This is a genomic window from Streptomyces sp. B21-083 (assembly GCF_036898825.1).
GTDB lineage: Bacteria > Actinomycetota > Actinomycetes > Streptomycetales > Streptomycetaceae > Streptomyces.
In genome coordinates, this window is record NZ_JARUND010000002.1 from 3276139 (window position 1) to 3299136 (window position 22998).

General features: G+C 69.6%; 22 protein-coding genes. 15 read left to right on the plus strand and 7 right to left on the minus strand.

Annotated features, from left to right (window positions below):
• Window positions 1–63 precede the first annotated feature (63 nt).
• From QA861_RS38680 to QA861_RS38690, 3 genes are all read left to right on the plus strand, one after another.
• A complete protein-coding gene (locus QA861_RS38680; protein WP_334593485.1) occupies window positions 64–1503 on the plus strand; it encodes a sensor histidine kinase in 1440 nt (479 codons plus the stop codon).
• Window positions 1500–2231, plus strand: coding sequence for a response regulator (locus tag QA861_RS38685; RefSeq protein ID WP_334593486.1), 732 nt, complete (start codon window positions 1500–1502; stop codon window positions 2229–2231). The genes QA861_RS38680 and QA861_RS38685 overlap by 4 nt, the downstream gene beginning before the upstream one ends.
• A 110-nt stretch (window positions 2232–2341) precedes the next feature.
• Window positions 2342–2548 (plus strand): hypothetical protein, encoded by a 207-nt coding sequence (locus QA861_RS38690; protein ID WP_235479257.1) that lies wholly within the window; start codon window positions 2342–2344, stop codon window positions 2546–2548.
• Window positions 2549–2662: 114 nt separating this feature from the next.
• Here the strand turns inward: QA861_RS38690 and QA861_RS38695 are convergent, their stop codons facing one another.
• Window positions 2663–4045, minus strand: a complete 1383-nt coding sequence (locus tag QA861_RS38695; RefSeq protein ID WP_334593487.1) for a glycine--tRNA ligase — start codon at window positions 4043–4045, stop codon at window positions 2663–2665.
• Between the two features lie 230 nt (window positions 4046–4275).
• On the opposite strand from QA861_RS38695, the gene QA861_RS38700 reads away from it, so the two are divergent.
• The 6 genes from QA861_RS38700 (at window position 4276) to QA861_RS38725 (ending at window position 11543) form a co-directional block, all read left to right on the plus strand.
• A complete protein-coding gene (locus tag QA861_RS38700) occupies window positions 4276–5241 on the plus strand; it encodes a metal ABC transporter substrate-binding protein (protein ID WP_334593488.1) in 966 nt (321 codons plus the stop codon).
• 56 nt (window positions 5242–5297) lie between these two features.
• Window positions 5298–6065 (plus strand): metal ABC transporter ATP-binding protein, encoded by a 768-nt coding sequence (locus QA861_RS38705; RefSeq protein WP_334593489.1) that lies wholly within the window; start codon window positions 5298–5300, stop codon window positions 6063–6065.
• Entirely contained in the window at window positions 6065–6967 is a 903-nt protein-coding gene (locus QA861_RS38710; RefSeq protein ID WP_334593490.1) for a metal ABC transporter permease, read from the plus strand. The genes QA861_RS38705 and QA861_RS38710 overlap by 1 nt, the downstream gene beginning before the upstream one ends.
• 59 nt (window positions 6968–7026) lie before the next feature.
• Window positions 7027–7446, plus strand: a complete 420-nt coding sequence (locus tag QA861_RS38715) for a Fur family transcriptional regulator (protein ID WP_006373793.1) — start codon at window positions 7027–7029, stop codon at window positions 7444–7446.
• A 190-nt stretch (window positions 7447–7636) separates the two neighbouring features.
• A complete protein-coding gene (locus tag QA861_RS38720; protein ID WP_334593492.1) occupies window positions 7637–8872 on the plus strand; it encodes an MFS transporter in 1236 nt (411 codons plus the stop codon).
• A gap of 244 nt (window positions 8873–9116) precedes the next feature.
• A complete protein-coding gene (locus tag QA861_RS38725; RefSeq protein WP_334593494.1) occupies window positions 9117–11543 on the plus strand; it encodes a M4 family metallopeptidase in 2427 nt (808 codons plus the stop codon).
• Window positions 11544–11650: 107 nt separating this feature from the next.
• Here the strand turns inward: QA861_RS38725 and QA861_RS38730 are convergent, their stop codons facing one another.
• From QA861_RS38730 to QA861_RS38745, 4 genes are all read right to left on the minus strand, one after another.
• Window positions 11651–12499, minus strand: a complete 849-nt coding sequence (locus QA861_RS38730; RefSeq protein WP_334593495.1) for an isoprenyl transferase — start codon at window positions 12497–12499, stop codon at window positions 11651–11653.
• Window positions 12500–12550: 51 nt separating this feature from the next.
• Window positions 12551–13297 (minus strand): DNA repair protein RecO, encoded by a 747-nt coding sequence (gene recO / locus QA861_RS38735; protein WP_006373789.1) that lies wholly within the window; start codon window positions 13295–13297, stop codon window positions 12551–12553.
• Window positions 13298–13465: 168 nt separating this feature from the next.
• A complete protein-coding gene (locus tag QA861_RS38740; RefSeq protein WP_334593496.1) occupies window positions 13466–13720 on the minus strand; it encodes a hypothetical protein in 255 nt (84 codons plus the stop codon).
• Window positions 13717–13932, minus strand: coding sequence for a hypothetical protein (locus QA861_RS38745; RefSeq protein WP_334593497.1), 216 nt, complete (start codon window positions 13930–13932; stop codon window positions 13717–13719). The genes QA861_RS38740 and QA861_RS38745 overlap by 4 nt, the downstream gene beginning before the upstream one ends.
• 120 nt (window positions 13933–14052) lie before the next feature.
• Between QA861_RS38745 and QA861_RS38750 the strand changes: the two genes are divergently transcribed.
• Both QA861_RS38750 and QA861_RS38755 read left to right on the plus strand, forming a co-directional pair.
• Window positions 14053–14889: a helix-turn-helix domain-containing protein gene (locus QA861_RS38750; protein WP_334593498.1), complete on the plus strand. Its 837-nt coding sequence runs from the start codon at window positions 14053–14055 to the stop codon at window positions 14887–14889.
• On the plus strand, window positions 14871–15140 hold the full coding sequence (locus QA861_RS38755) for a DUF397 domain-containing protein (protein WP_334593499.1): 270 nt from the start codon (window positions 14871–14873) through the stop codon (window positions 15138–15140). Before QA861_RS38750 ends, QA861_RS38755 begins: the two co-directional genes overlap by 19 nt.
• A gap of 27 nt (window positions 15141–15167) precedes the next feature.
• On the opposite strand, the gene QA861_RS38760 is transcribed toward QA861_RS38755, so the two are convergent.
• Entirely contained in the window at window positions 15168–17384 is a 2217-nt protein-coding gene (locus QA861_RS38760) for a M4 family metallopeptidase (protein ID WP_443041688.1), read from the minus strand.
• 570 nt (window positions 17385–17954) lie between these two features.
• Between QA861_RS38760 and QA861_RS38765 the strand changes: the two genes are divergently transcribed.
• The gene (locus QA861_RS38765) at window positions 17955–18602 is read left to right on the plus strand and encodes a DUF6215 domain-containing protein (RefSeq protein ID WP_334593501.1); all 648 of its coding nucleotides are present in this window, start codon (window positions 17955–17957) and stop codon (window positions 18600–18602) included.
• Between the two features lie 2 nt (window positions 18603–18604).
• Here the strand turns inward: QA861_RS38765 and QA861_RS38770 are convergent, their stop codons facing one another.
• Window positions 18605–19501 carry a LysR family transcriptional regulator gene (locus QA861_RS38770; RefSeq protein WP_334593503.1) on the minus strand — a complete coding sequence of 299 codons (897 nt, stop codon included), beginning with the start codon at window positions 19499–19501 and terminating at the stop codon, window positions 18605–18607.
• A 176-nt stretch (window positions 19502–19677) separates the two neighbouring features.
• Here QA861_RS38770 and QA861_RS38775 point away from each other — a divergent pair, with 176 nt between their 5' ends.
• The 3 genes from QA861_RS38775 (at window position 19678) to QA861_RS38785 (ending at window position 22992) form a co-directional block, all read left to right on the plus strand.
• Window positions 19678–20595, plus strand: a complete 918-nt coding sequence (locus QA861_RS38775; RefSeq protein WP_334593504.1) for an SDR family oxidoreductase — start codon at window positions 19678–19680, stop codon at window positions 20593–20595.
• Window positions 20596–20882: 287 nt separating this feature from the next.
• Window positions 20883–21923: a FecCD family ABC transporter permease gene (locus tag QA861_RS38780; protein ID WP_334593505.1), complete on the plus strand. Its 1041-nt coding sequence runs from the start codon at window positions 20883–20885 to the stop codon at window positions 21921–21923.
• A 280-nt stretch (window positions 21924–22203) separates the two neighbouring features.
• Window positions 22204–22992, plus strand: coding sequence for an ABC transporter ATP-binding protein (locus tag QA861_RS38785; RefSeq protein ID WP_334593506.1), 789 nt, complete (start codon window positions 22204–22206; stop codon window positions 22990–22992).
• The last annotated feature ends 6 nt before the right edge of the window (window positions 22993–22998 follow it).

Consider the following 22998-nt stretch of genomic DNA (forward strand, 5'->3'; position numbering starts at 1 on the left):
GGCTTGTTGGGCCGTTCGGCGCGGAGAGACCCAGGTCGGGCGGTCCGGCCGCACAATGTGCCGATGGAGACGGAGTACCGGCGCACGCGCCACTGGCGTCAGCAACTGCGGGACGCGCTGCGGCCGGAGCCGAAACCCGCTCCGCTGTCGCGGCGGGCGGTGCGCACGGACCTGGCGCTGGCGGTCGTACTGACCGTCGTCGCGCTGATCGTCGCGGTGCGCTATCCCGGCGACGGCCCGGTGCGCTTCTTCCCGTCGACCGAGTACGGGGGCGCCAGGGTGAGCACGCACGTGCCGGGGGCCGAGGTCGTGCCCCCTGCCCCGCCCGCCCTGCCTGTCCCGTCCGTCCCGCCCACACCCCGTCCGTCGCTGGTGGCGGGCGAGGGCTCCGTCGCGCCCTGGCCGCTGGTGGTCCTGTCGGCGCTGCCGCTGCTGGCCAGGCGCCGGTATCCGCTGGCGGTGTTCGGGGTGGTGCTGGGCGCCGCCGTGCTCATCGGCGACGAGGCCTCCTGGATCACCGTGCTGACCTGCGTCATCGGTGCCTACAGCGCTGTCGCGCACAGCCGTTTCCGGGCGGGGGCCATGGCCGCGATGGGCGTTGGCGCATTCCTGGCCGGTCTCGCGTTCCAGCGGGCGGAGCCCTTGCTTCCCGGCTGGTCGAGCCCCGGGGTCGTGCTGCTGGTCGCCGGGGTGCTGGCCGGTCTGGTCCGTTTCTGGCGGCGGCGGCTGGCGGCCGACCGGGACCGGTTCGCGCGGTTGCAGCGGACGCAGGAGGAGGCCATGCGGCGGGCGGTCGCGGAGGAGCGGGCCCGGATCGCCGCCGAGCTGCACGACGTGGTGACCCACAATGTGAGCGTGATGGTGATCCAGGCCGGGGCGGCCCGCAAGGTGATGGACGCGGCGCCCGAGCGGTCCAAGGAGGCGTTGCTCGCGGTGGAGGCCGGGGGCCGGGCCGCGATGGCCGAACTCCGGCATGTGATGGGCCTGTTGGCCGCCCCGGACACCGGCACCGGCACCGGCCCCCAGGAGACCCCCGCCGACGGCCTGGAGCCGCAGCCCGGCCTGGACCGGCTCGACGCCCTCACCGAGCGGGTGCGCGGCGCCGGGACACCGGTCGTCGTCGCGGTGTCGCTGCCGCCCGACCCGTTGCCGCCCGGGGTGGACCTGACGGCGTACCGCGTGGTGCAGGAGGCGCTGACCAACACGATCAGGCACGCGCCCGGCGCCGAGGCCTCCGTCCTGATCGGCTGGACGGACGACCGCCTCCAGATCGAGGTCGGCAACACCCGCGCCACCACTCCCAACTCCCCGTCGCCGCAAGGCGACAGCGGTGGCACAGACGGCAGAGACGGCAGAGACGGCAGAGATGACGGGACCGGCAACGGCCGGGGTCTGATCGGGCTGCGTGAACGGCTCGCGGTGTACGGCGGAACGCTCACCGCCGGCCCGACCCTCGCCGGTGGCTACCGCGTCGAGGCCGACGTCCCGTGGCGGACCCCGTGAACCAGAATCAGCAACACGACCCACACCATCGGCACCGTCCGCAGCACCCACCGCTGCGTGCCGTCATCGCCGACGACCAGGCGCTGGTCCGTACGGGCTTCGGGATGATCCTGGCCGCCGACGGCATCGAGGTGACGGCCGAGGCTGCGGACGGGGCCGAAGCCGTGGCCGCCGTACGGCGCACCCGGCCCGACGTCGTCCTCATGGACATCCGGATGCCGGGCATGGACGGCATCGAGGCCACCCGGCGGATCCTCGCCGACGACGCCCCGGAGGCCGGGGGCACCCGAGTCGTCATCCTCACCACCTACGACCTCGACCACTACGTGTACGAAGCCCTCACCGCCGGCGCCTGTGGCTTCCTCCTCAAGGACGTCACCCCGGAGCATCTGGTGGCCTCCGTACGCCTGGTGCAGGCCGGCGACGCCCTGCTCGCCCCCTCGATCACCCGCCGCCTGATCGAACGCTTCGCCCAGCGCCAGGAACCCTCGCGGGCCCCCGCCCGGCACGCCGACCTGTCGGGCCTGACACCCCGTGAGCTGGAGGTGCTGCGGCTGATGGCGACGGGACTGAGCAACGCCGAGCTGGCGGAACGGCTGTTCCTGAGCCCGACCACCGTCAAGACACACGTCGGCCGCATCCTGTCGAAGCTGGAGCTGCGCGACCGGGTCCAGGCGGTCGTACTCGCCTACGAGACGGGCCTGATCGCCCCCGGCGCCGACCCCTGAGGACCCGGCGGCTGTCTCAACTCTTCACACAGCCGCCCCCTGTTGATGTTGCTCTTGCTGCAAACTCCTTGCTGCACGCATCCCCTGGACAGCGGAGAGGTCATGAGGTCATGTTGCAGATCAACACGAGCAAGGTGAGCCGCTGGGACCAGCACGGCCGCGAGCACGTGGTTCATGTCCAGCGCACCGGCGCACACCGCGTCATGAGCTGCGACACGTGCGGCTGGCGGAAGAAGGTGCAGTTCCTGCCCTGGCTGAAGGCGGAGGAACACCTCGCCGAGGAGCACCAGGCGACGGTGGACCCGACGGCGGGGTAACCATTTTAGCCCGTCTGGGGGTCCCCCCTCTGGGGGAGTTTGAGGACGAGGCCGTTCAGGCCGAAACGGGGGCCTGGGGGCAGCGCCCCCAGACCCCCGCCCGGTCAGCAGGACCTAGCAGCCGACGAGACGCTGGGCAAGGTACCCCTCGATCTGGTCCAGCGACACGCGCTCCTGCTTCATCGTGTCCCGCTCGCGAACCGTCACCGCATTGTCGTCGAGCGTGTCGAAGTCGACCGTCACGCAGAACGGCGTACCGATCTCGTCCTGGCGCCGGTAACGGCGGCCGATGGCGCCCGCGTCGTCGAACTCGATGTTCCAGTTCTGGCGCAGGGCCGTGGCCAGCCCCTTGGCCTTCGGGGACAGCTCGGGGTTGCGGGACAGCGGAAGGACCGCGACCTTGACCGGCGCCAGGCGCGGGTCGAGGCGCAGCACCGTGCGCTTCTCCATCTTGCCCTTGGCGTTGGGCGCCTCGTCCTCGATGTACGCGTCGAGGAGGAACGCCAGCATCGCGCGGCCGACACCGGCCGCGGGCTCGATGACGTACGGCGTCCAGCGCTCGCCTGCCTCCTGGTCGAAGAAGGAGAGGTCCTGGCCGGAGGCCTTGGAGTGGGCGTTGAGGTCGTAGTCGGTGCGGTTGGCGACGCCCTCCAGCTCACCCCACTCGTTGCCGCCGAACTGGAAGCGGTACTCGATGTCGGCGGTGCGCTTGGAGTAGTGCGAGAGCTTCTCGGCCGGGTGGTCGTACCAGCGCATGTTCTCCTCGCGGAGACCGAGGCCGGTGTACCAGTTCCAGCGCTCCGCCATCCAGTACTCCTGCCACTTCTCGTCCTCGCCCGGCTTGACGAAGAACTCCATCTCCATCTGCTCGAACTCGCGGGTCCGGAAGATGAAGTTGCCGGGCGTGATCTCGTTGCGGAACGACTTGCCCATCTGGGCGATGCCGAACGGCGGCTTGCGGCGCGAAGTGGTCTGCACCTGGGAGAAGTTGGTGAAAATACCCTGGGCGGTCTCGGGGCGCAGGTAGGCGACCGAACCGGAGTCCTGGGTCGGGCCGAGGTGCGTCGACAGCAGACCGGAGAACTGCTTGGGCTCGGTGAACTGGCCCTTGTTACCGCAGTTGGGGCAGTTGATGTCAGCGAGGCCGTTGGCGGGCGCACGGCCGTGCTTGGCCTCGTAGCCCTCCTCCAGGTGGTCGGCGCGGTAGCGCTTGTGACAGGAGGTGCACTCGGTGAGCGGGTCGGAGAAGGTCGCGACGTGACCGGAGGCCACCCAGACCTCGGAGGCCAGGATGACGGAGGAGTCGATGCCGACGACGTCCTCGCGCGACGTCACCATGTAGCGCCACCACTGACGCTTGAGGTTCTCCTTGAGCTCGACACCCAGCGGCCCGTAGTCCCAGGCGGCGCGCTGGCCACCGTAGATCTCACTGCACGGGAATACGAAGCCACGGCGCTTGCTCAGGCTGACGATGGTGTCGATCTTGTCGGCGGCCACGGTGCTCTCTTCATTACGACGATTACGACGACAGGCGATGAAGCGGACGCGTTCCGGACGAGCGGAAGCGGATGCGCTTCAGAGCGAATGACTCAGGTTACCGGCGGGGCCCGCCCCCCAATCAAATCGGTTCCCGTCACGGGCCTTGCCCGCACCCGATCCGTGTCCGATCCGTGTCCCAAAAGCCCGCTTGTTGACAATCGTTTCCAGAATCATTGAAAATGACTGTCATGAACGTACGACGACTCATATCGGGCACCGCGATCGCGGCGGCCACCGCGCTCGGCCTCGGCGCCCTGTCCGCCTGTTCCTCGGATTCGAGCGCCGCCGGGAACAGCGGCGGCAAGCTCGACGTCGTGGCGTCGTTCTATCCGATGCAGTACCTCGCCGAGCAGATAGGCGGCGGCCATGTCTCCGTCAGCACGCTGACCGAGCCCGGCCAGGAGCCGCACGACCTGGAGATCAGCGCCAAGCAGACCGTGGACCTGCAGAAGGCCGACGCGGTCCTGTACCTCAAGGGCCTCCAGCCCGCCGTCGACAAGGCGGTGTCGCAGTCCGAGGCGAAGACGAAGATCGACGCGGCGGCCCTCACCACCCTTGAGAAGCACGACGGCACCGGGCACAGCCACGAGGGTGAGGAAGCACACTCCGGGGCATCCGACGAGGAGTCCGCCGGCCTCGACCCGCACGTCTGGCTCGATCCGGTGAAGTACGCCGAGATCGCCGACGGTGTGAGCGCCGCCTTCCAGAAGGCCGATCCGGCCAACGCGGCGGAATACAAGAAGAACACCGAGACGTTGACCGCGAAGCTGACCTCGCTCAACACCTCGTTCGAGACCGGCCTGAAGAACACGGCGACCAAGGTGTTCTTCACCAACCACGCGGCCTTCGGCTACCTCGCCGAGCGCTACGGCCTGACCCAGGAGGCCATCACCGGTGTGGACCCGGACAGCGAGCCGAGTGCCGCACGGATGAAGGAACTCCAGCAGGAGGCGAAGGCGGACGGAGTGACCACCGTCTTCTACGAGACACTGGTCTCCGACAAGACCGCGAAGACCCTCGCCGAGGACGCGAACCTCACGACGGACGTCCTCGATCCGCTGGAGGGCATCACCAAGAAGTCCCGGGGCACCGACTACATCGCGGTCATGCAAGCCAACCTCAAAGCGCTGCGGACGGCTCTGGGCGCCAAGTGAGCGGTAGATGAGCAGTGGCTGAGCGGCAACTGATGATCGTTACGGAGGATGCAGGCATGGGCGAGCCCGTCATTTCGCTGCGCGGTGTACGCGCCGAGCTGGGCTCGCGCCCGGTCCTGCGCGGCATCGACCTCACCGTGGGCCGCGGTGAGGTCGTCGCGCTGCTCGGCGCCAACGGCTCGGGCAAGTCGACCGCGATCCGTACAGTCATCGGCCAAGTCCCGGTCAGCGAGGGCGAGATCGAGCTGTTCGGCGTTCCCCGCCATCGCTTCACGGACTGGCGGCGCGTGGGCTACGTACCGCAGCGGACGACCGCGGCCGGTGGGGTGCCGGCGACGATCACGGAGATCGTCGCGTCCGGCCGCCTCTCCCGCGCCCGCTTCGGCGTGCTGCGCAAGGCCGACCACGAGGCCATACGGCGGGCCATCGGCCTCGTGGGGCTCGCGGACCGCGCCAAGGACTCGGTGAACGCGCTGTCGGGCGGCCAGCACCAGCGCGTACTGATCGCCCGTGCCCTCGCCTCCGAACCCGAGCTGCTGATCATGGACGAGCCGATGGCGGGCGTCGACCTGGCGAGTCAGGAAGTGCTGGCGCGGACGCTGCGGGAGCAGGTCGCGGCCGGTGCGACGGTGCTGCTCGTGCTGCATGAACTCGGGCCGCTGGAACCGCTGATCGACCGGGCCGTCGTCCTGCGCGACGGCTGTGTCATGCACGACGGGCCGCCCCCGCAGGCGGTCGGACAGCACGCCCTGCCCGGCCACGACCACGTACACCCGCACGCGGCTCACGACGCCGAACCGATCCGGACGGGACTGCTGAGCTGATGGACTTCCTCGACTACGCCTTCATGCAGCGGGCCCTGCTGGCCGCGGTGCTCGTCGGCATCACGGCCCCCGCGATCGGCATCTACCTGGTCCAGCGGCGCCAGGCGCTGATGGGCGACGGTATCGGCCATGTCGCGATGACGGGCGTCGGGCTCGGTTTCCTGCTGAACACCTCACCGGTGTGGATGGCGACGGGCGTCTCCGTCGTCGGCGCGGTGATGATGGAACTCATCCGCTGGTACGGCAGGACGCGCGGCGACATCGCCCTCGCGATGCTGTTCTACGGCGGGATGGCCGGCGGCGTGATGTTCATCAACCTCGCGCCGACGGGCTCGAACGCCAACCTCACCTCGTATCTGTTCGGCTCGCTCTCGACGGTCAGCGAGTCCGACGTGACCGCGATCTGTGTGCTCGCGGCCTTCGTGGTGCTGGTCACCATCGGTCTGCGCCGGCAGCTCTTCGCGGTCAGCCAGGACGAGGAGTTCGCCCGGGTGACGGGCCTGCCGGTCAGGGCCCTCAACCTCCTCACCGCCATCACGGCGGCGATCACGGTGACGGTCGCGATGCGTGTGGTCGGGTTGCTGCTGGTCAGCGCCCTGATGGTGGTGCCGGTGGCGGCGGCCCAGCAGCTCAGCCGGAGCTTCGCGGCGACGTTCGCCATCGCGGTGGCGATCGGGGTCTCCGTGACGATCGGCGGGACGGTGACGTCGTACTACCAGGATGTGCCGCCCGGTGCGACGATCGTCCTGCTGACCATCGGCGCGTTCATCGCGCTGACCGCGCTGGCGACGCCACTGGCTCGTCGCCGGGCCCGTGCCGCGACCGCCGCGCAGGCGGCCGGGGACCCGGCGGAGTGTGTGATTCCGGCCAGCAGGGAAGCCGCCGGCAAGGCGGGCGTCTGACCGCGCACGGTCCGGGCTGGCACAATGGCCCGGCAAGCGCAGACGTGAGGAGAACAACGGTGACGACGGCCGGCCCGCCCGTTAAGGGACGATCCACCCGCCAGCGTGCCGCTGTGGCGGCGGCGCTGGACGAGGTCGACGAGTTCCGCAGTGCCCAGGAACTCCACGACATGCTCAAGCACAAGGGCGACTCGGTCGGTCTGACGACCGTCTACCGCACGCTGCAGTCCCTGGCGGACGCGGGTGAGGTGGATGTCCTGCGGACGTCGGACGGCGAGTCGGTGTACCGGCGCTGCTCGACCGGCGACCATCACCATCACCTGGTGTGCCGTGTGTGCGGCAAGGCGGTGGAGGTGGAGGGTCCCGCGGTGGAGAAGTGGGCGGAGGCGATTGCCTCGGAGCACGGGTTTGTGAACGTGGCTCATACGGTGGAGATCTTCGGTACCTGTGCGGAGTGCTCTGCGGTTGGGCGGGGGTAGGTTCCGTTCGGTTTTGTCCGCGGGCTCGTTGTGGCTTGTCGCGCAGTTCCCCGCGCCCCTTGATGTGCGGGTGCGTTGTGGCTTGTCGCGCCGTTCCTCGCGCCCCTTGATGTGCGGGTGCGTTGTGGCTTGTCGCGCCGTTCCCCGCGCCCCTGACTACGCCCGTCAGCACGTCCGGTACCTTCGCTCGGTGGGCGATCTCAGGGAACAAGATGATCAGCTGAACTCTGTCTCCCTGGGGCGGGGGTTTCGGTGGTTGTGGGCTGCTTATGCCACCAGTCTGGCCGGGACCTGGCTCGCGTTCGACTCGTTTCCGTTGATCGCGGTTCTGGTGCTGCATGTGGGGCCCGCGCAGGTGTCGTTGCTGGCCGCCGCCGGGCTGGCCGTCGGGGCGGTGGTGGCTGTGCCGCTCGGGCCCTGGGTGGAGTTCCGGCGTAAGCGGCCGGTGATGGTCGCGATGGATCTCGTCCGGTTCGGGGCGCTCCTCACCGTCCCCCTCGCCTACGCGCTCGGCGTGCTCTCCTTCGGTCAGCTCGTGGTGGTGGCCGTCGTGGTCGCCGCCGCCGACATCACCTTCACCGCAGCCAGCGGGGCCTGCCTCAAGGCGCTGCTCCCGCCGTCCCAACTCCTCGTCGCCAACGGCCGGTTCGAGTCGACGATGTGGACGGCGAGCGTGCTCGGGCCGCCGCTGGGCGGGGCTGCCATCGCGCTGCTCGGACCGGTGACCACGGTGGTCGCGAACGCGGTGAGCTTTCTGCTGTCGGCGGCCGGGATCCGGGCTATGGGGGGACAACCAGAACCTCGCCCGGAACGGGGGCCTCGGACCCGGGTACGCGCCGGTGACCTGGTCGACGGGTGGCGGTTCATCCTGGCCGATCCGGCGCTACGGCCCCTGTTCCTCAACACCGTGCTGGTCAGCGGGCTGATCATGGCGACGGCTCCACTGGTCGCCGTCCTCATGCTCGGGCGGTTCGGTTTCGCGCCCTGGCAGTACGCCCTCGCCTTCGCGGTGCCCTGCACCGGCGGCCTCATCGGTTCGCGCCTGTCCCGGCCGCTCGTGGCGCGGTACGGCCGGCGCCGGATCATGCGCACCTTCGGGACGCTGCGGGTGTGCTGGCCGGTCGGGATGGTGTTCCTGCACGGCGGCACGTCAGGGCTCGTCCTGGTGATGGTCGTGCAACTCGGGCTGATCACGAGCATGGGCGTGTTCAACCCGGTGTACGCCACCTACCGGCTCCAGCACACTCCGGCCGACCGGGTCGCCCGCACCCTCTCCGCCTGGTCGGTGTCCAGCAAGCTGACCATCGCGGCGCTGACCGCGCTGTGGGGACTGCTGGCGGCACTCACCACACCCCTGACCGCCGTCGGCGCCGCGGGCGTCCTGATCCTCGCGACTCCGCTGCTGCTTCCCCGTATCGAGGACTGATCGAGGACTGAGGGCCCCTGAGGGGTACCGACGGGTAGCGGGGCCCCGTCGTCCGCACAGGGATAACCCTCGACCTCTTATTTTTTACTGACATGCACTCCTCAAAGCTGCCACTCTTCCGGCAGCCATCCCCCACGTCTCATGCACATCACACACTGCTCAGCTCATCCCGGGCGGCACACCCCCGTTCGCCCGGTTCTGTTTCCGGCCGCAGAAGGCGCGGCCGTCGCAGGAGGAGTCTCGAGTGAGACGAAAGTCCAGCAACACCCCCCACAGATCCGGCCGCACCAACAAGGCCACCGCGGCCGGCGCCCTGCTCGCCACCGCCACTCTCCTGGCCGTGGGCGTGCAGACGGTCCCCGCCGCCGCCAAGCCCGCGGCCCCGGCACCGAGTCCGCTGCGCGCCGGCGCACTCCAGGCGAAGCTCACCCCCGCCCAGCGCGCGGCGCTGATCAGGACCGCGGCGCAGACGACGACGCGGACCGCCGGCACCCTGGGCCTCGGCGCCAAGGAGAAGCTGGTCGTCAAGGACGTCAGCAAGGACGCCGACGGCACCCTGCACACCCGCTACGAGCGCACGTACGCCGGACTGCCGGTCCTCGGCGGCGACCTCGTCGTGCACACCCCGCCCGCCTCGAAGGCCACGGGCACGGTGAGCAGCACGTTCAACTCGCGGCGGACCATCTCGGTCGCGTCCACGACCCCCACGTTCGCCAAGTCGGCCGCCGAGACGAAGGCGCTCGGCGCGGCCAAGGCGCTGGACGCGGAGAAGGCCACCACCGACAGCGCCCGCAAGGTGATCTGGGCGGGCAACGGTACGCCGAAGCTGGCCTGGGAGACGGTGATCGGCGGACTCCAGGACGACGGCACACCGAGCCAGCTGCACGTCATCACGGACGCTCGGACCGGCGCGAAGCTGTACCAGTTCCAGGCCATCAAGACCGGCACCGGCAACAGCCAGTACAGCGGCACGGTCACCATCGGGACGACGCTGTCCGGTTCGACGTACCAGCTGAACGACACGACACGCGGCACCCACAAGACGTACAGCCTGGGCAACGGCACCTCGGGCACCGGCACCCTGATGACCGACGCCGACGACACGTGGGGCACCGGGGCCGGGTCCAACACGCAGACGGCGGGCGTGGACGCGCACTACGGCGCCCAGGAGACGTGGGACTTCTACAAGAACACGTTCGGGCGCAGCGGCATCAGGAACGACGGTGTGGCCGCCTACTCGCGCGTGCACTACAGCACGGCGTACGTGAACGCGTTCTGGGACGACTCCTGCTTCTGCATGACGTACGGCGACGGCACGAGCAGCACCCACGCGCTCACCTCGCTGGACGTGGCCGGGCACGAGATGTCGCACGGCGTCACGTCCAACACCGCGGGCCTCAACTACACCGGTGAGTCGGGCGGGTTGAACGAAGCGACCTCCGACATCTTCGGCACGGGTGTGGAGTTCTACGCGAACAACTCCTCCGACGTCGGTGACTACCTCATCGGCGAGAAGATCGACATCAACGGCGATGGTACGCCGCTGCGTTACATGGACAAGCCGAGCAAGGACGGTGGCTCGGCGGACAGTTGGTACTCGGGCGTCGGCAACCTGGACGTGCACTACTCGTCCGGCCCGGCGAACCACATGTTCTACCTGCTGTCGGAAGGCAGCGGCTCCAAGACCATCAACGGCGTGACGTACAACAGCTCGACGTCCGACGGTGTCGCCGTCGCGGGCATCGGCCGGGCCGCCGCGCTGCAGATCTGGTACAAGGCGCTGACGACGTACATGACGTCCAGCACCACGTACGCCCAGGCGCGCACCGCCGCGCTGAACGCCGCCGCGGCGCTCTACGGCAGCAGCTCCACCCAGTACGCGGGTGTGGGCAACGCCTTCGCGGGCATCAACGTCGGCAGCCACATCACCGTGCCGACCAACGGCGTCTCGGTCACCAACCCGGGCAGCCAGTCGTCGACGGTCGGTACGGCGGTCAGCCTGGCGATCACGGCCAGCAGCACCAACAGCGGCTCGCTGACCTACGCGGCGACCGGTCTGCCGACCGGACTGTCGATCAGCGGCTCGACGGGCGCCATCTCCGGCACCCCGACCACCGCGGGCACCTACAGCTCGACGGTCACGGTGACCGACAGCACGGGCGCCACCGGTACGGCGTCCTTCACCTGGACGGTCAGCACGAGCGGCAGCGGAACCTGCACCTCGGCGCAGCTGCTGGGCAACGCGGGCTTCGAGTCGGGCAACACCACCTGGGCCGGCTCCAGCGGCGTCATCACCAACTCCAGCAGCCAGGCGGCCCGCACCGGCTCCTACAAGGCCTGGCTCGACGGCTACGGCTCCACCCACACCGACACGCTGTCCCAGTCGGTGACGATCCCGAGCGGCTGCACGGGCACGAAGCTCACGTTCTACGTCCACATCGACACGGCTGAGACCACCACCAGCTCGCAGTACGACAAGCTGACGGTCACCGCCGGTTCGACGACCCTGGCGACCTACTCCAACCTGAACGCGGCGACCGGCTACGTCCTCAAGACGATCAGCCTCTCGGCCTACGCGGGTACGACGGTCGCCCTGAAGTTCACGGGCGTGGAGGACTCCTCCCTCCAGACGAGCTTCGTGATCGACGACACGGCGGTCACGACCAGCTGATCACCGCCCACTGACCAACCCCCCACGGGTACGGCTGCGGCACCCGGCGCCTTCCAGCGCCGGGTGCCGCAGCCGTTCCACAGGAGGAGTCAGAAGGACCAAGGGGCTCAGACCTCCAGGTTGCCCTTCATGTCCCGCTGCATTTCCAGCAGTTGCTCATTCGGGACCGCGCCGCCGAACCGCCGGTCGCGGGAGGCGAATTCGACGCAGGCGCGCCACAGGTCGCGGCGGTCGAAGTCCGGCCAGAGAACGTCCTGGAACACCATCTCGGCGTAACTCGACTGCCAGATCAGGTAGTTGGAGGTGCGCTGTTCTCCACTGGGCCGGAGGAAAAGGTCGACGTCCGGCATGTCCGGGTAGTAGAGGTACTTCTGGATGGTCTTCTCGGAGACCTTGTCGGGGTCGAGCTTTCCGGCGGCGACATCGCGGGCCATCGCCTTGGCCGCGTCGGCGAGTTCGGCGCGACCGCCGTAATTGACGCAGAAGTAGAGGGTCATGGCGTCGTTGTTCTTGGTCTGCTCCTGGGCGACCTGGAGTTCCTGAACGACGGACTTCCACATCTTGGGCATACGCCCGACCCACCGAATCCGGATACCGAGTTCGTTCATCTCGTCGCGTCGGCGCCGGATGACGTCACGGTTGAAGTTCATGAGGAAGCGGACCTCTTCAGGTGACCGCTTCCAGTTCTCGGTGGAGAAGGCGTAGAGGGAGAGATTCTTGACGCCGAGTTCCAGGCATCCCTTGAGAACATCGAGGACGACACCTTCGCCGACCTTGTGCCCCTCCGTACGCGGCAGCCCGCGCTCCTTGGCCCACCGCCCGTTGCCGTCCATGACGCATGCCACATGGTTCGGTACGAGTTCGCCGGGGAGCTTCGGCGCGGTGGCGCCGGAGGGGTGCGGCTCCGGCGTCTTGTACTCGCGGCGCTGGCGCCCCAGGATTCCGCGTACGACCATGAGTCTCTCGTCTCTTTTCTTACCGGTGCTTGCTACTACTAATTCGCTTTTCTACTTCTCTACATAGCGCAGGGAGCGCAGCCCGCGCTCCAGGTGCCAGTGCAGGTAGGCGGACACCAGCCCGCTCCCCTCTCTGACATGACGCGGCTCACACGCGTCCGCGGTCGCCCAGTCGCCCGTGAGCAGCGCGCCGAGCAGTTCGAGGGCCTGGGGAGAGGGTACGACGCTCCCGGCGACCCGGCAGTCGACGCAGACGGAGCCTCCGGCGGCCACCGAGAAGAAGCGGTTCGGCCCGGCCATCCCGCACTTCGCGCAGTCGCCGAAGGAGGGCGCGTACCCGTTGACGGCGAGGGAGCGCAGCAGGAACGCGTCGAGGATGAGGTGAGGCTCGTGCTCGGCACGGGCGAGGGTGCGCAGCCCGCCGACCAACAGCAGGTACTGCTGCACCGCGGGCTCACCCTCGTGGTCGGTGAACCGTTCCGCCGTCTCCAGCATGGCCGTCCCGGCGGTGTACCGGGCGTAGTCGGTGACGATGCCGCCACCGTACGGAGCGATGGTCTCGCTCTGCGTACAGAGCGGCAGCCCGCGCCCGACCAGGTCGCTCCCCCGCGAGAAGAACTGCACGTCGACATGGGAGAAGGGTTCCAGCCGGGCCCCGAACTTGGACTTCGTCCGCCGCACCCCCCGGGCCACGGCCCGGACCCGCCCGTGACCGCGCGTGAGCAGCGTGATGATCCGGTCGGCTTCCCCCAGCTTCTGGGTACGCAGCACGACACCGTCGTCACGGAACAAGCTCATGGGGTCATTGTCTCGTACGGAACGGGGGGCCAGGACGGGCTGGTACCTCTTACCGGCGAACGGGGCGGATTCGCTGAGCTGCGGCCGGCCTGTCGGCAAGGCTCTGTTCGGGGACGATCAGTACGTGCTGGGGTGACACACGTCACGCGCCGACCCCCGGAGGGAAGCTCAGGGAACCTCACCGCGGCTGCGTGCGTTCGCGTACGCCGTGGCCGCGCTGAGGCGTTCCGCCGGGGTGGCGGGCCTGAGGGCGTCCGGGGCCGCGTCCCACTCCCGGCCGCCGCCGTACGATCTGAGCTGGACGTAGGGCCCCTCGTGCCCCATGACCAGCCCCACCTTTTCGGTGCCGGTGTCCATGACGTACGAGCCGACCTCCGGCCGCCCCGGTTTACCCGCCCGCGCCGTCGGCTTCACGTCGTTCATCGCAGCGCCGCCGCGATCCGGGCCGCCGTCTCGACGTTGCAGCGCCCCAATTCGATGAGCGGACAGGGCGCTTCCCGGGCCACGCTCGCCGCGTCCAACCGGAGCGACGGCAAGGTAATCCCGGCGTTTTTCAACGCCTTCCGCAATTCCTTCACAATTTCCTCCGCTTCTTCGACGCAGTCCGCCGAGTGTGCCGCCTGACGTGCCGTCACCGTGCTCCCCTGACTAATCGAGTTTCACTCTTCGCACTTCTACGATGACGCGTTGTGCCTACACTCGGAAGGCTCTGGGCGCAGCAACGGCGGTGCAGTCGAAGGGGGTTCAGTTCGGTTATGGCCAATGGTTCACAGCAGCAGGCGGCTTGGGAGTTCTTCGGAACGGAGTTGAAGCGACGCCGGGAGGAGGCCGGATTAACCCAAGTGGAGCTGGGAGCGCTGGTTTTCGTCTCCGGGGGCTACATCGGGCAGTTCGAGCAGGCGATTCGGAAGCCGCAGTTGGATGTGGCGGTACGGATTGACGACGTCCTACAAACCGCTGGTTTTTTCGAGCGCACGTGGCGCAAGCTCATCGACGACAAGCGGTACGCCGATTACTTCGCGGCGGTCGTGGAGCTTGAGCGGACGGCGACGAAGATCTGCGAGTTCGCGCCCACGCTCGTACCCGGCCTGTTGCAGACCGCCTCGTACACGCGGGCGGTGACATTGGCGAGCAACCCGTTCGCCACTGACGCCCACATCGAGGAGAAGATCGCGGCCCGCATCGAACGGGCACGCATCCTGAACGGCACTACACGACCCGAGTATTGGGCAATCCTGCACGAGCACGTGTTGCGCGTTCCGGTCGGCGGCGCGACCGAGATGGCCGAGCAACTGGAGCACATCCTGGAGCTGGCGCGGCAGCGGAAGGTCCTGGTGCAGGTGCTGCCCACCTCCGTTGGGGCGTACCCCCTCATGGGCCGGATGGTCAGGCTCTTCGAGTTCGAGGACGCACCGCCAACCTCCTATACAGAGGCCGTGTATTCGGGGAGCCTGCTGGACGATCCGGCCCTAGTGAAGCGCGTGCAGGGGGCATACGATCTGCTCAGGGCCGCCGCACTGCCGCCGGAGGCGTCCCTCGCCCTGATCGAGTCGGCGGCGGAGGACCACAGACGATGCGCGCGTACGACCTGAGCACTGCCAAGTGGCGCAAAAGCACCTACAGCGACGACAACGGCGGCGACTGCGTCGAGGTAGCGCACGACTTCATCGGCGCCGCCCGCTGGCGTAAGAGCACGTACAGCGACGGCAACGGCGGTGACTGCGTCGAAGTAGCCGACGGAGTCCCCGGCATCGTGCCCGTCCGGGACAGCAAGGTCTCGGACGGGCCCGTGCTGCTCGTTAATGCGCCGGCCTGGGCGGAGTTCATCGGCGCCGTCGCGTAGGACGGCGCCGACGACTCTGCTGTCAGGTCACGGCGTGAGCTGCCAGCGCTGGATGTACCCGACGTCGATCGACGCGTGGTCCTGCACGCGCAGCTTCCACGTGCCGGTGAGGGGCTGGGCCGAGGCGTCGATCGTGAAGGCCTGGTCGACGTTGTCGGCGGAGCCGCCGCTCAGGTTGAGGAGCGAGTAGACGGTGCCGTTGGGGCCGACCAGGTCGACGGTCAGGTCACCGCGGTAGGTGTGGACGATGTTGACGTAGACCGAGGTGGCGGCGGAGGCGTTGCCGTCGCGGCCCTCGATGGTGATCGGGGACTCCACGGCGGCACCGTTGTCGGGGATGTCGACGCGGGTGGATGTGGCGTAGATGTAGGCGATCCGCCAGGTGAAGGTGTCCGTGACGGACGCGCCTGTGCCGTCGGTGACCTTGATGGCGACGTCGCTGGCGCCGAGGGTGGTCGGCGTCCCGGAGATCAGACCGCTCGGGCTGAGGGTCAGGCCGTCGGGCAGGCCGGTGGCCTCGTAGGTCAGCCCCGAACCGGAGTTGGTGGTGTACGCGTCCACCTGAAGGCTGACCGCCTGCCCGACGCCGCTGGTCTGGTCGGCGAGCGGGGCGACGTTGACGCCGAGGGCTATCCGGCCGCCGACGTTGATGCCGGCCCAGGCGTCGGCGACGGCGAGGTAGGTGGGACTGTAGGCGCCGAACAGGTCACCCGCCGCCTGGAGGGTGGCGGTGCGGGCGCCCGCGTAGTCGGTCGACGAGGTCATGTACGTCGTCAGCGCTCGGTACCAGACGGCGGCGGCGTTGTCGATGCCGATGCCGGTGACGGCCTGACCGTCCGAGGTCGGGCTGTTGTAGGCGACGCCGTTGACGGTCTTGGCGCCGCTGCCCTCGGAGAGCAGGTAGAAGAAGTGGTTCGCCGGGCCCGAGGAGTAGTGGACGTCGAGGTTGCCCAGGGTGGAGCTCCAACTGTCGCGGGAGCCGCCGTCCTTGGAGGGCTTGTCCATGTAACGCAGCGGAGTGCCGTTGCCGTTGATGTCGATCTTCTCGCCGACGAGGTAGTCACCGGGATCGGCGGCGAGGTTCGCGTGGAACTCGACGGCCGCGGCGAAGATGTCGGAGGTCGCCTCGTTGAGACCGCCGGACTCGCCCGAGTAGTTCAGGTTGGCGGTGGCGGCGGTGACGCCGTGGCTCATCTCGTGGGCGGCCACGTCGAGCGCGGTCAGCGGGTGCGTGTTGCCCGAGCCGTCGCCGTAGGTCATGCAGAAGCAGCTGTCCTGCCAGAAGGCGTTGACGTAACTGCTGCCGTAGTGGGCCCGGCTGTAGGCGGCGACACCGTCGTTGCGGATGCCGTTGCGGCCGAACACGTCCTTGTAGTAGTCCCAGGTGGCGGCGGCACCGAATGCCACGTCGACACCGGCGGTCTGGCGGTTGGACGGCAGACCGTTGCCCCAGACATCGTTGTCGTCCGTGAAGAGGGTGCCGGTGCCGGAGGTGCCCTGGTTCAGGTCGTACGTCTTGTGCCCGGCGCGGTCGCCGTCTGTGAGCTGGTACGTCGATCCCGCGAGGGTGCTGCCGAGGGGAACCGTGCCGACGTACTGGCCGGTGCCTTCGCCGGTGTGTACCTTCTCGGCGGCGAGGATCTGCTTGCCGGTGCTCGCGTCGGTGACGACCTGCAGTTCGCTGGGCGTGCCGTCCTGCTGGACACCCTTGACCACCGTCTCCCAGGCCAGGACCGGCTTGGTCGCGCCGGCCCAGACGACGAGGCGGGGCGCGTGCCCGGTCTCGGTGCCGGTGACGTCGGTGCCCTTCGCGGCCGCGAGTGCCTTGCCGGTGGCGTTGGCCGCGGAGAGCTTCGGGGTGAGGGACGGCAGCGTGATGGTCGCCCCGCTCGCCTTGGACACGGTGGTGCGGTTGCTCTTGAGGTGGACGACCAGGTCGCCGCCGAGCACGGGCAGTCCGGCGTAGGTGCGTTCGTATCGGGTGTGGGTGGTGCCGTCGGCGTCCTGGACCACGTCCTTGACGACGAGCTTCTCCCGCGCGCCGAGGGCGAGTTGACGGGCCGTGGCGCCGGACGCGGTCTGCGCGCTCTTGATCAGTGAGGCGCGGCGGGCCGCCGACAGGGGCGCCGCGGCGGCGCCCGCGCGAGGCACGGCGTTGATCTTGGCCGGGCCCGGGTCGGCCGGGGCCGCGGTGGCGGTTCCGGCTGGGGCCCCGAGGGCGAGCAGGGTCCCGATGGTCGTCATCGCGAGGGCGGCGGTGGCGGTTCTGTGCCGGAGGGTGGGGCGGTGTCGCCGGGGCAACGGGTTCTCCTTCTGTGCGACGGTCGGCCCGTGATGGGGACCGACGTGGGGGCGGACCGACGGGATGGGGCCGGTCCGGGGCGCTGCACGGCAGGCGGGTGAGAAGAGGTGGGGGAGGTGAGTGGGGGATGTCCCGCATGATGCGGGTGTGAAGGAATGGTGAACTTCGGCAGCAGCGTGGCACTGCGTGCCTTGTTTTGTCATGAGAATGCCAAAACAACGGCTTGAAATGACCATGCCCAACTGGGGGTCCGTCGCGCCGACGCGTTTTTCGGCCACGGGAGCGGCCCTCTTACCCCGCTGCTGGCTTCCAAAAGCAGAGATCGCGCGGATAGGCTCCCCCGGCGCGCGCATCGGACGCGTACCCGTTGGGGTGGGGACCCCTGCGTGGGGACATAAGGGGTGGGGGACTTGACCAACGACACCGACATACCCAGATCTGCCGAGCCGACCGGTTCGGCTGGACCGGCTGCACCGGCTGCACCGGCTGCACCGGCCAGAGCCGAGAAGGGCATGAGCGAGGGCGCGCAGGTCGCGGCGGCGCTCATCGTGGTCGCATGTCTCGCGGTGGGCTTGTGGGTGATAGCGAAGAACCAGCACGATCCCAGCCAGGATCCGGCCTCGTGCTCCCGCTCGAACGACGACGACCCGCTGTCGAAGCCCGTCTCCGGTGTACAACTCTGCGAGGCCCTCAACCGCCCGGACCTGCCGACGCTTCTCGGCACGCCCGGCGACCATGCGGTGGGCGCCTACAGCAACGAAGGCAAGGTCAGCCACAAGGCCGACGTCATGACGACCGACCCCGAGGCCACCGTCCAATTGGACGGCTACTCGGTGAAGCTCTCGACAATCGACGACGACCTCTCCATCGCCGACATGGCCGAGTACCTGCCCGGGTCCCCGGAACGGAAAACGGTCCTGGGTCACCCGGCGGTGCTCTACACGGGCCGGACCCTCGGCATCGTCTTCAAGGACGGCAAGGGCTCCAGCGGCCCGGGCGGCATCTCCCGCTCCCTCGTGGTCGCCAAGGGCCCCAAGGGCGACGGCGGTTCGTACGAGATCGACATCTGGCGCCAGGACGACGTGAACCCCGACGAGACGGCCCTGTTCCGGATCGCCGACAAGGTGCTGCCGACGGTGCCGGGGTGGACGGCGGGCTGAGTTCAGGAACCCTCCGTCAGCAGGGCCCGCGCCACCTTGCGGAAGGTGGCGAGCAGGCGGCTGCGGTCGTCCGCCCGAGTGGCGAGGACGACATGGCTCGGGTCGATGCCGTGCAGGGGGATCGTGGTGAGGTCGGGGCGGAGCCGGTCCATGCCCAGACCCCCCGGCACGATGGCCACCGCCTGTCCGGCGGCGACGAGTTCGAACTTGTCCTCCAGCGCCCCGACGAACGGGCCCTCCGGTGCCGGACTCCCGTCCGGGCGCGGGTCGATACGCCAGAAGGCGTTCCACGCCGCGTCCTCCCGCACCCGGGGCAACGGCTCGTCGGCGATGTCGTCGAGGGTGACGAACTCCTTGCCGACGAGACGGTGGTCCAGGGGCACGACCAGGACCCGGGGTTCCTCGTAGAGGACCGTCACCTCCAACTCGTCGCTGGGGAGCGGAAGTCGGGCGAGCAGGACGTCGACCCGGTGGTCGAGCAGCGCGGTGCGGGACTCGTCCCAGGCCAGGTGTACCGCTCGTACGTCGGCGTCCGGGTGCCGGCGACGCACCTCCCGAACGGCCGGAGTGACGATCAAATTGGCCGTGTAGCCGACGACGAGACGGCTGGGCTCGGCGGCGGCCCGGGTCTGGGAGGCGGCCCGGGTGGCCGTACGGAGCAGCGCCCTGGCGTGCGGCAGGAAGACCTCGCCGGCCTCGGTGAGACTGCTCCCCTGCGGGGTACGGTCGAGCAGCCGGGCGCCCAACTCCTTTTCCAGACGCCGGATCTGGCGGCTCAGGGACGGCTGGGCTACGCGCAGGGTCTCGGCGGCACGGCCGAAGTGCAGTTGCTCGGCGACGACGGTGAAGTAGCGGACGAGCCGCAGATCGAGGTCGGGGGCGGGGGCTGGGTCCGTCATACCTCCACCGTAGCCGCGCTGTTGGCCACCTGATCCCCGTAAATCACTACTGAGCTGCTGTGATGCCTGATTCGCATTGCGCGTACCGGAACAGGTCTTGGACCTGGGAGGGGTCGCCCGCGCAGGGTGGAAGCATCCGCCGGGTACTCGCCCGGCAGCAGCAACAGGGGTGCGTTATGCGTGTGTTCGTCACCGGTGCGAGCGGGTTCGTCGGGTCCGCCGTCGTACGGGAGTTGCTGGACGCGGGGCACGAGGTGACCGGGATGGTCCGCTCGGACGAGTCCGCCGCCCTGCTGAAGGAGACCGGGGCCGAGGTGCTGCGGGGCACCCTGGACGACCTCGACAGGCTGCGGGCCGGGGCGGCGGCCTCGGAGGGCGTGATCCACACCGCGTACGTCCATGACTTCAAGGACATGGCGGAAGCCGCCCGGACCGACCTGCGGGCCGTGGAGACACTCGGCGAGGCGCTCGCGGAGTCCGGCCGCCCTCTCCTCATCTGCTCCGGCACCGCCTTCTCCCCGGGTGTCCTCGCGACGGAGGACAACCCGGGCGACCCCAGCAGGTCCCACATGTACCGGCTCGCCTCGGAGACGGCGATGATGGCGCTCGCCGAGCGCGGGGTGCGGGCGTCGGTCGTACGGCTGCCGCCTTCCGTGCACGGTGAGGGGGACCACGGCTTCGTACCGCGCCTCGTCGACATCGCCCGCGCCAAGGGCGTGTCGGCCTACCCGGGCGACGGCACCAACCGCTGGGCCGCCGGTCACCGTCTCGACGTGGCCCGGCTGTTCCGGCTGGCCCTGGAGTCGGCCCCGGCGGGCACCCGGCTGCACGCGGTCGGCGAGGAGGGCGTACCGGTGCGCGAGATCGCCGAGGCCATCGGACGGGGGCTGGGACTGCCGGTGACATCGGTTCCGGCCGGGGAGATCAACGACCACTTCGGGTGGCTGGGCACCTTCTTCGCCCTCGACCTGCCGGCTTCGAGCGCCGTGACACGGGACCGACTGGGCTGGGAGTGCGTAGAGGTCGGGCTTGTGGCGGATCTGGAGGCGGGGCACTACTTCCGCTCCGCGGAAGGGGGTTCGGGGGTTTCCTGAACGGCGGCGCCTGAGCCCACGGCCATCAGCGGTCCCGGGTCGTCCGCACGGGCGACCCGGGGGAATTGGCCGGTCCGCCGTGTTTGCTACGCTCGCGGCGCGTCCCCTGGGGGAAGTCCGGTGAGACTCCGGCGCTGACCCGCAACGGTATGCACGCCTCTTGTCCGGCTGTCCGGCCGTCCAGTTGTTCGGCCGGGACTGTGGTGTGCGAGCCCGATCACCCAAGGTGCGCGTGCCCCTGTGACCGCTCGCCGCGGACTGCGAGCCGAGGCGAAGGATCGCCGACCGTGCGCCGAATACCCGTCCTGCCGCTGGCCGTTGGGCTGGTCCTGCTCCTGTTCCTCTCCCTGTTGTGCGGGGTCGGGCTGGGGGCGTCCGGGATCGAGTGGGGGCAGGTGTTCCGGTTCCTGTGGGACGGGGTCACCGGGGGGACCATCCGTGCCGAGGACGTCGCCTCCTACACCATCGTCTGGGAGTTGCGGCTGCCCCGGGTGGTGCTCGCCGCCGTGGTCGGGGCGGGGCTCGCGGCCGTGGGGGTGGCCGTGCAGGCCATGGTGCGCAACGCGCTCGCCGATCCGTTCGTGCTGGGGATCTCGTCCGGTGCCGCCGTGGGGGCCAACGCCGTGATCCTGCTGGGGGCGTTCGCCGGGCTCGGGGTGTGGGCGCTGTCCGTGTCCGCCTTCGTCTCCGCGCTCGCCGCCATGGTGCTTGTGTACGCGGTTGCCCGGTCCGCCGATCACGGGCTCACCCCGCTGCGGCTGATTCTCACCGGGACCGCGCTGGCGTACGGCTTCGAGGCCGTCACCACGGTGATGGTGTTCGGGGCGGCCCGGGGTGAGGCGGCGAGATCCGCGATGATGTGGCTGCTGGGGAGTCTGGGCGGGGCCACCTGGGCGCAGGTGCCGATCGCCGCAGTGACCGTCCTCGCCGGGTGGGCGTGGCTCGCCCGGCGCGCGGAGTCGCTCAACGCGCTCGCCATGGGGGACGAGACGGCCGCCGCGCTCGGGGTGCAACCGACCAGGTTGCGCCGGGAGTTGTTCCTCGTCACCGCCGCCGTGACCGGCACCGTCGTCGCAGTCAGCGGGGCCATCGGCTTCGTCGGGCTCATGGTCCCGCATGTCGTGCGGATGCTCGTGGGCGCCGATCACCGGCGGGTACTTGCGGTCGCACCACTCGCCGGTGCCGTGCTGCTGGTGTGGGCCGACATACTGTCCCGCCTGCTGCTCGCGCCGGCCGAACTGCCCGTCGGGGTGATCACCGCCGTGGTCGGCGTACCGGCGTTCCTGCTGCTGATGCGACGCGGCGGCTATGCGTTCGGGGGGCGGTGAGCGCGATGCGGCTCCAGGCGGAGGACGGGTCAGCGGGCGCGGAGGCCGTACGACCCGAGGACATCAGCGGCCCGGCAGACGCAACGGCCCGCCAGCAGCTGACGCGGCGCGGCGGTCGCGCGATCGGAAGGCGGTGAGCGCGATGCGGCTCGATGTGAAGGATGGGGCAGTGGGCGCGGGGGCCGTACGACCCGTGGAGGACATCAGCGGCCCGGCCGACGCAACGGCCCGCCGGCAGCCGACGCGGCACGGCGGTCACGCGATCGAGAGGCGGTGAGCGATGCGGCTCGATGTGGATGGGGTATCGGTCGACGTGGGGGTCGTACGGCTCGTCGAGGACGTCACCCTGCGTGTGGACAGCGGGGCCTTTGTGGGGCTCGTCGGGCCCAACGGGAGTGGGAAGTCCACCCTGTTGCGGTGCGTGTACCGGGCGCTGCGGCCGACGGAGGGCGCCGTGCGGCTGGACGGCGCCGACATGCACGGCATGGAACCCTGGGCCGCCGCCCGGGTGTTGGCGGCGCTGCCCCAGGAGTCGTCCGCCGAGTTCGACTTCACTGTCGCCGAGGTGGTCGCGATGGGGCGGCTGCCTCACCTGGGGCGTACGGCGGCCGGGGACCGGGACATCTGCTCCGCCGCCATGGAACGCACCGGCGTCGCACACCTCGCCGACCGCGGGTTCCTCGCCCTGTCCGGCGGCGAGAGGCAACGCGTGCTCATCGCACGGGCGTTGGCCCAGCAGCCGCGCGTCCTCGTCCTCGACGAACCGACCAACCACCTCGACATCGCCCACCAGTTGGACGTCCTGTCCCTGGTCCGGTCCAGCGGCCTGACCGCGCTGGCCGCCCTGCACGACCTCAACCTCGCCGCCGCCCACTGCGATCTGCTGTACGTCATCGCCGGGGGCCGGATCATCGCGTCGGGCCCGCCGCACGAGGTGCTCCAACCCGAGCTGCTGGCCGAGGTGTTCGGGGTGCGCGCCCATCCCGTACGGCATCCGGAGACGGGTGCCGTACAGCTGCTCTTCGATCTGCTGCCCGCCTCGCGTACGACCTCCCCGTCCACCCCGTAAGGAACC

Excerpts from the sequence above, each read along its gene's own strand:
- QA861_RS38680 (WP_334593485.1), top strand. The coding sequence starts at position 64 with ATGGAGACGGAGTACCGGCGCACGCGCCACTGGCGTCAGCAACTGCGG.
- QA861_RS38690 (WP_235479257.1), top strand. The coding sequence starts at position 2,342 with ATGTTGCAGATCAACACGAGCAAGGTGAGCCGCTGGGACCAGCACGGC.
- QA861_RS38700 (WP_334593488.1), top strand. The coding sequence starts at position 4,276 with ATGAACGTACGACGACTCATATCGGGCACCGCGATCGCGGCGGCCACC.
- QA861_RS38705 (WP_334593489.1), top strand. The coding sequence starts at position 5,298 with ATGGGCGAGCCCGTCATTTCGCTGCGCGGTGTACGCGCCGAGCTGGGC.
- QA861_RS38710 (WP_334593490.1), top strand. The coding sequence starts at position 6,065 with ATGGACTTCCTCGACTACGCCTTCATGCAGCGGGCCCTGCTGGCCGCG.
- QA861_RS38730 (WP_334593495.1), bottom strand. The coding sequence starts at position 12,499 with ATGGTCGTACGCGGAATCCTGGGGCGCCAGCGCCGCGAGTACAAGACG.
- recO (WP_006373789.1), bottom strand. The coding sequence starts at position 13,297 with ATGAGCTTGTTCCGTGACGACGGTGTCGTGCTGCGTACCCAGAAGCTG.
- QA861_RS38740 (WP_334593496.1), bottom strand. The coding sequence starts at position 13,720 with ATGAACGACGTGAAGCCGACGGCGCGGGCGGGTAAACCGGGGCGGCCG.
- QA861_RS38750 (WP_334593498.1), top strand. The coding sequence starts at position 14,053 with ATGGCCAATGGTTCACAGCAGCAGGCGGCTTGGGAGTTCTTCGGAACG.
- QA861_RS38755 (WP_334593499.1), top strand. The coding sequence starts at position 14,871 with ATGCGCGCGTACGACCTGAGCACTGCCAAGTGGCGCAAAAGCACCTAC.
- QA861_RS38760 (WP_443041688.1), bottom strand. The coding sequence starts at position 17,384 with ATGACGACCATCGGGACCCTGCTCGCCCTCGGGGCCCCAGCCGGAACC.
- QA861_RS38765 (WP_334593501.1), top strand. The coding sequence starts at position 17,955 with ATGAGCGAGGGCGCGCAGGTCGCGGCGGCGCTCATCGTGGTCGCATGT.
- QA861_RS38770 (WP_334593503.1), bottom strand. The coding sequence starts at position 19,501 with ATGACGGACCCAGCCCCCGCCCCCGACCTCGATCTGCGGCTCGTCCGC.
- QA861_RS38775 (WP_334593504.1), top strand. The coding sequence starts at position 19,678 with ATGCGTGTGTTCGTCACCGGTGCGAGCGGGTTCGTCGGGTCCGCCGTC.
- QA861_RS38785 (WP_334593506.1), top strand. The coding sequence starts at position 22,204 with ATGCGGCTCGATGTGGATGGGGTATCGGTCGACGTGGGGGTCGTACGG.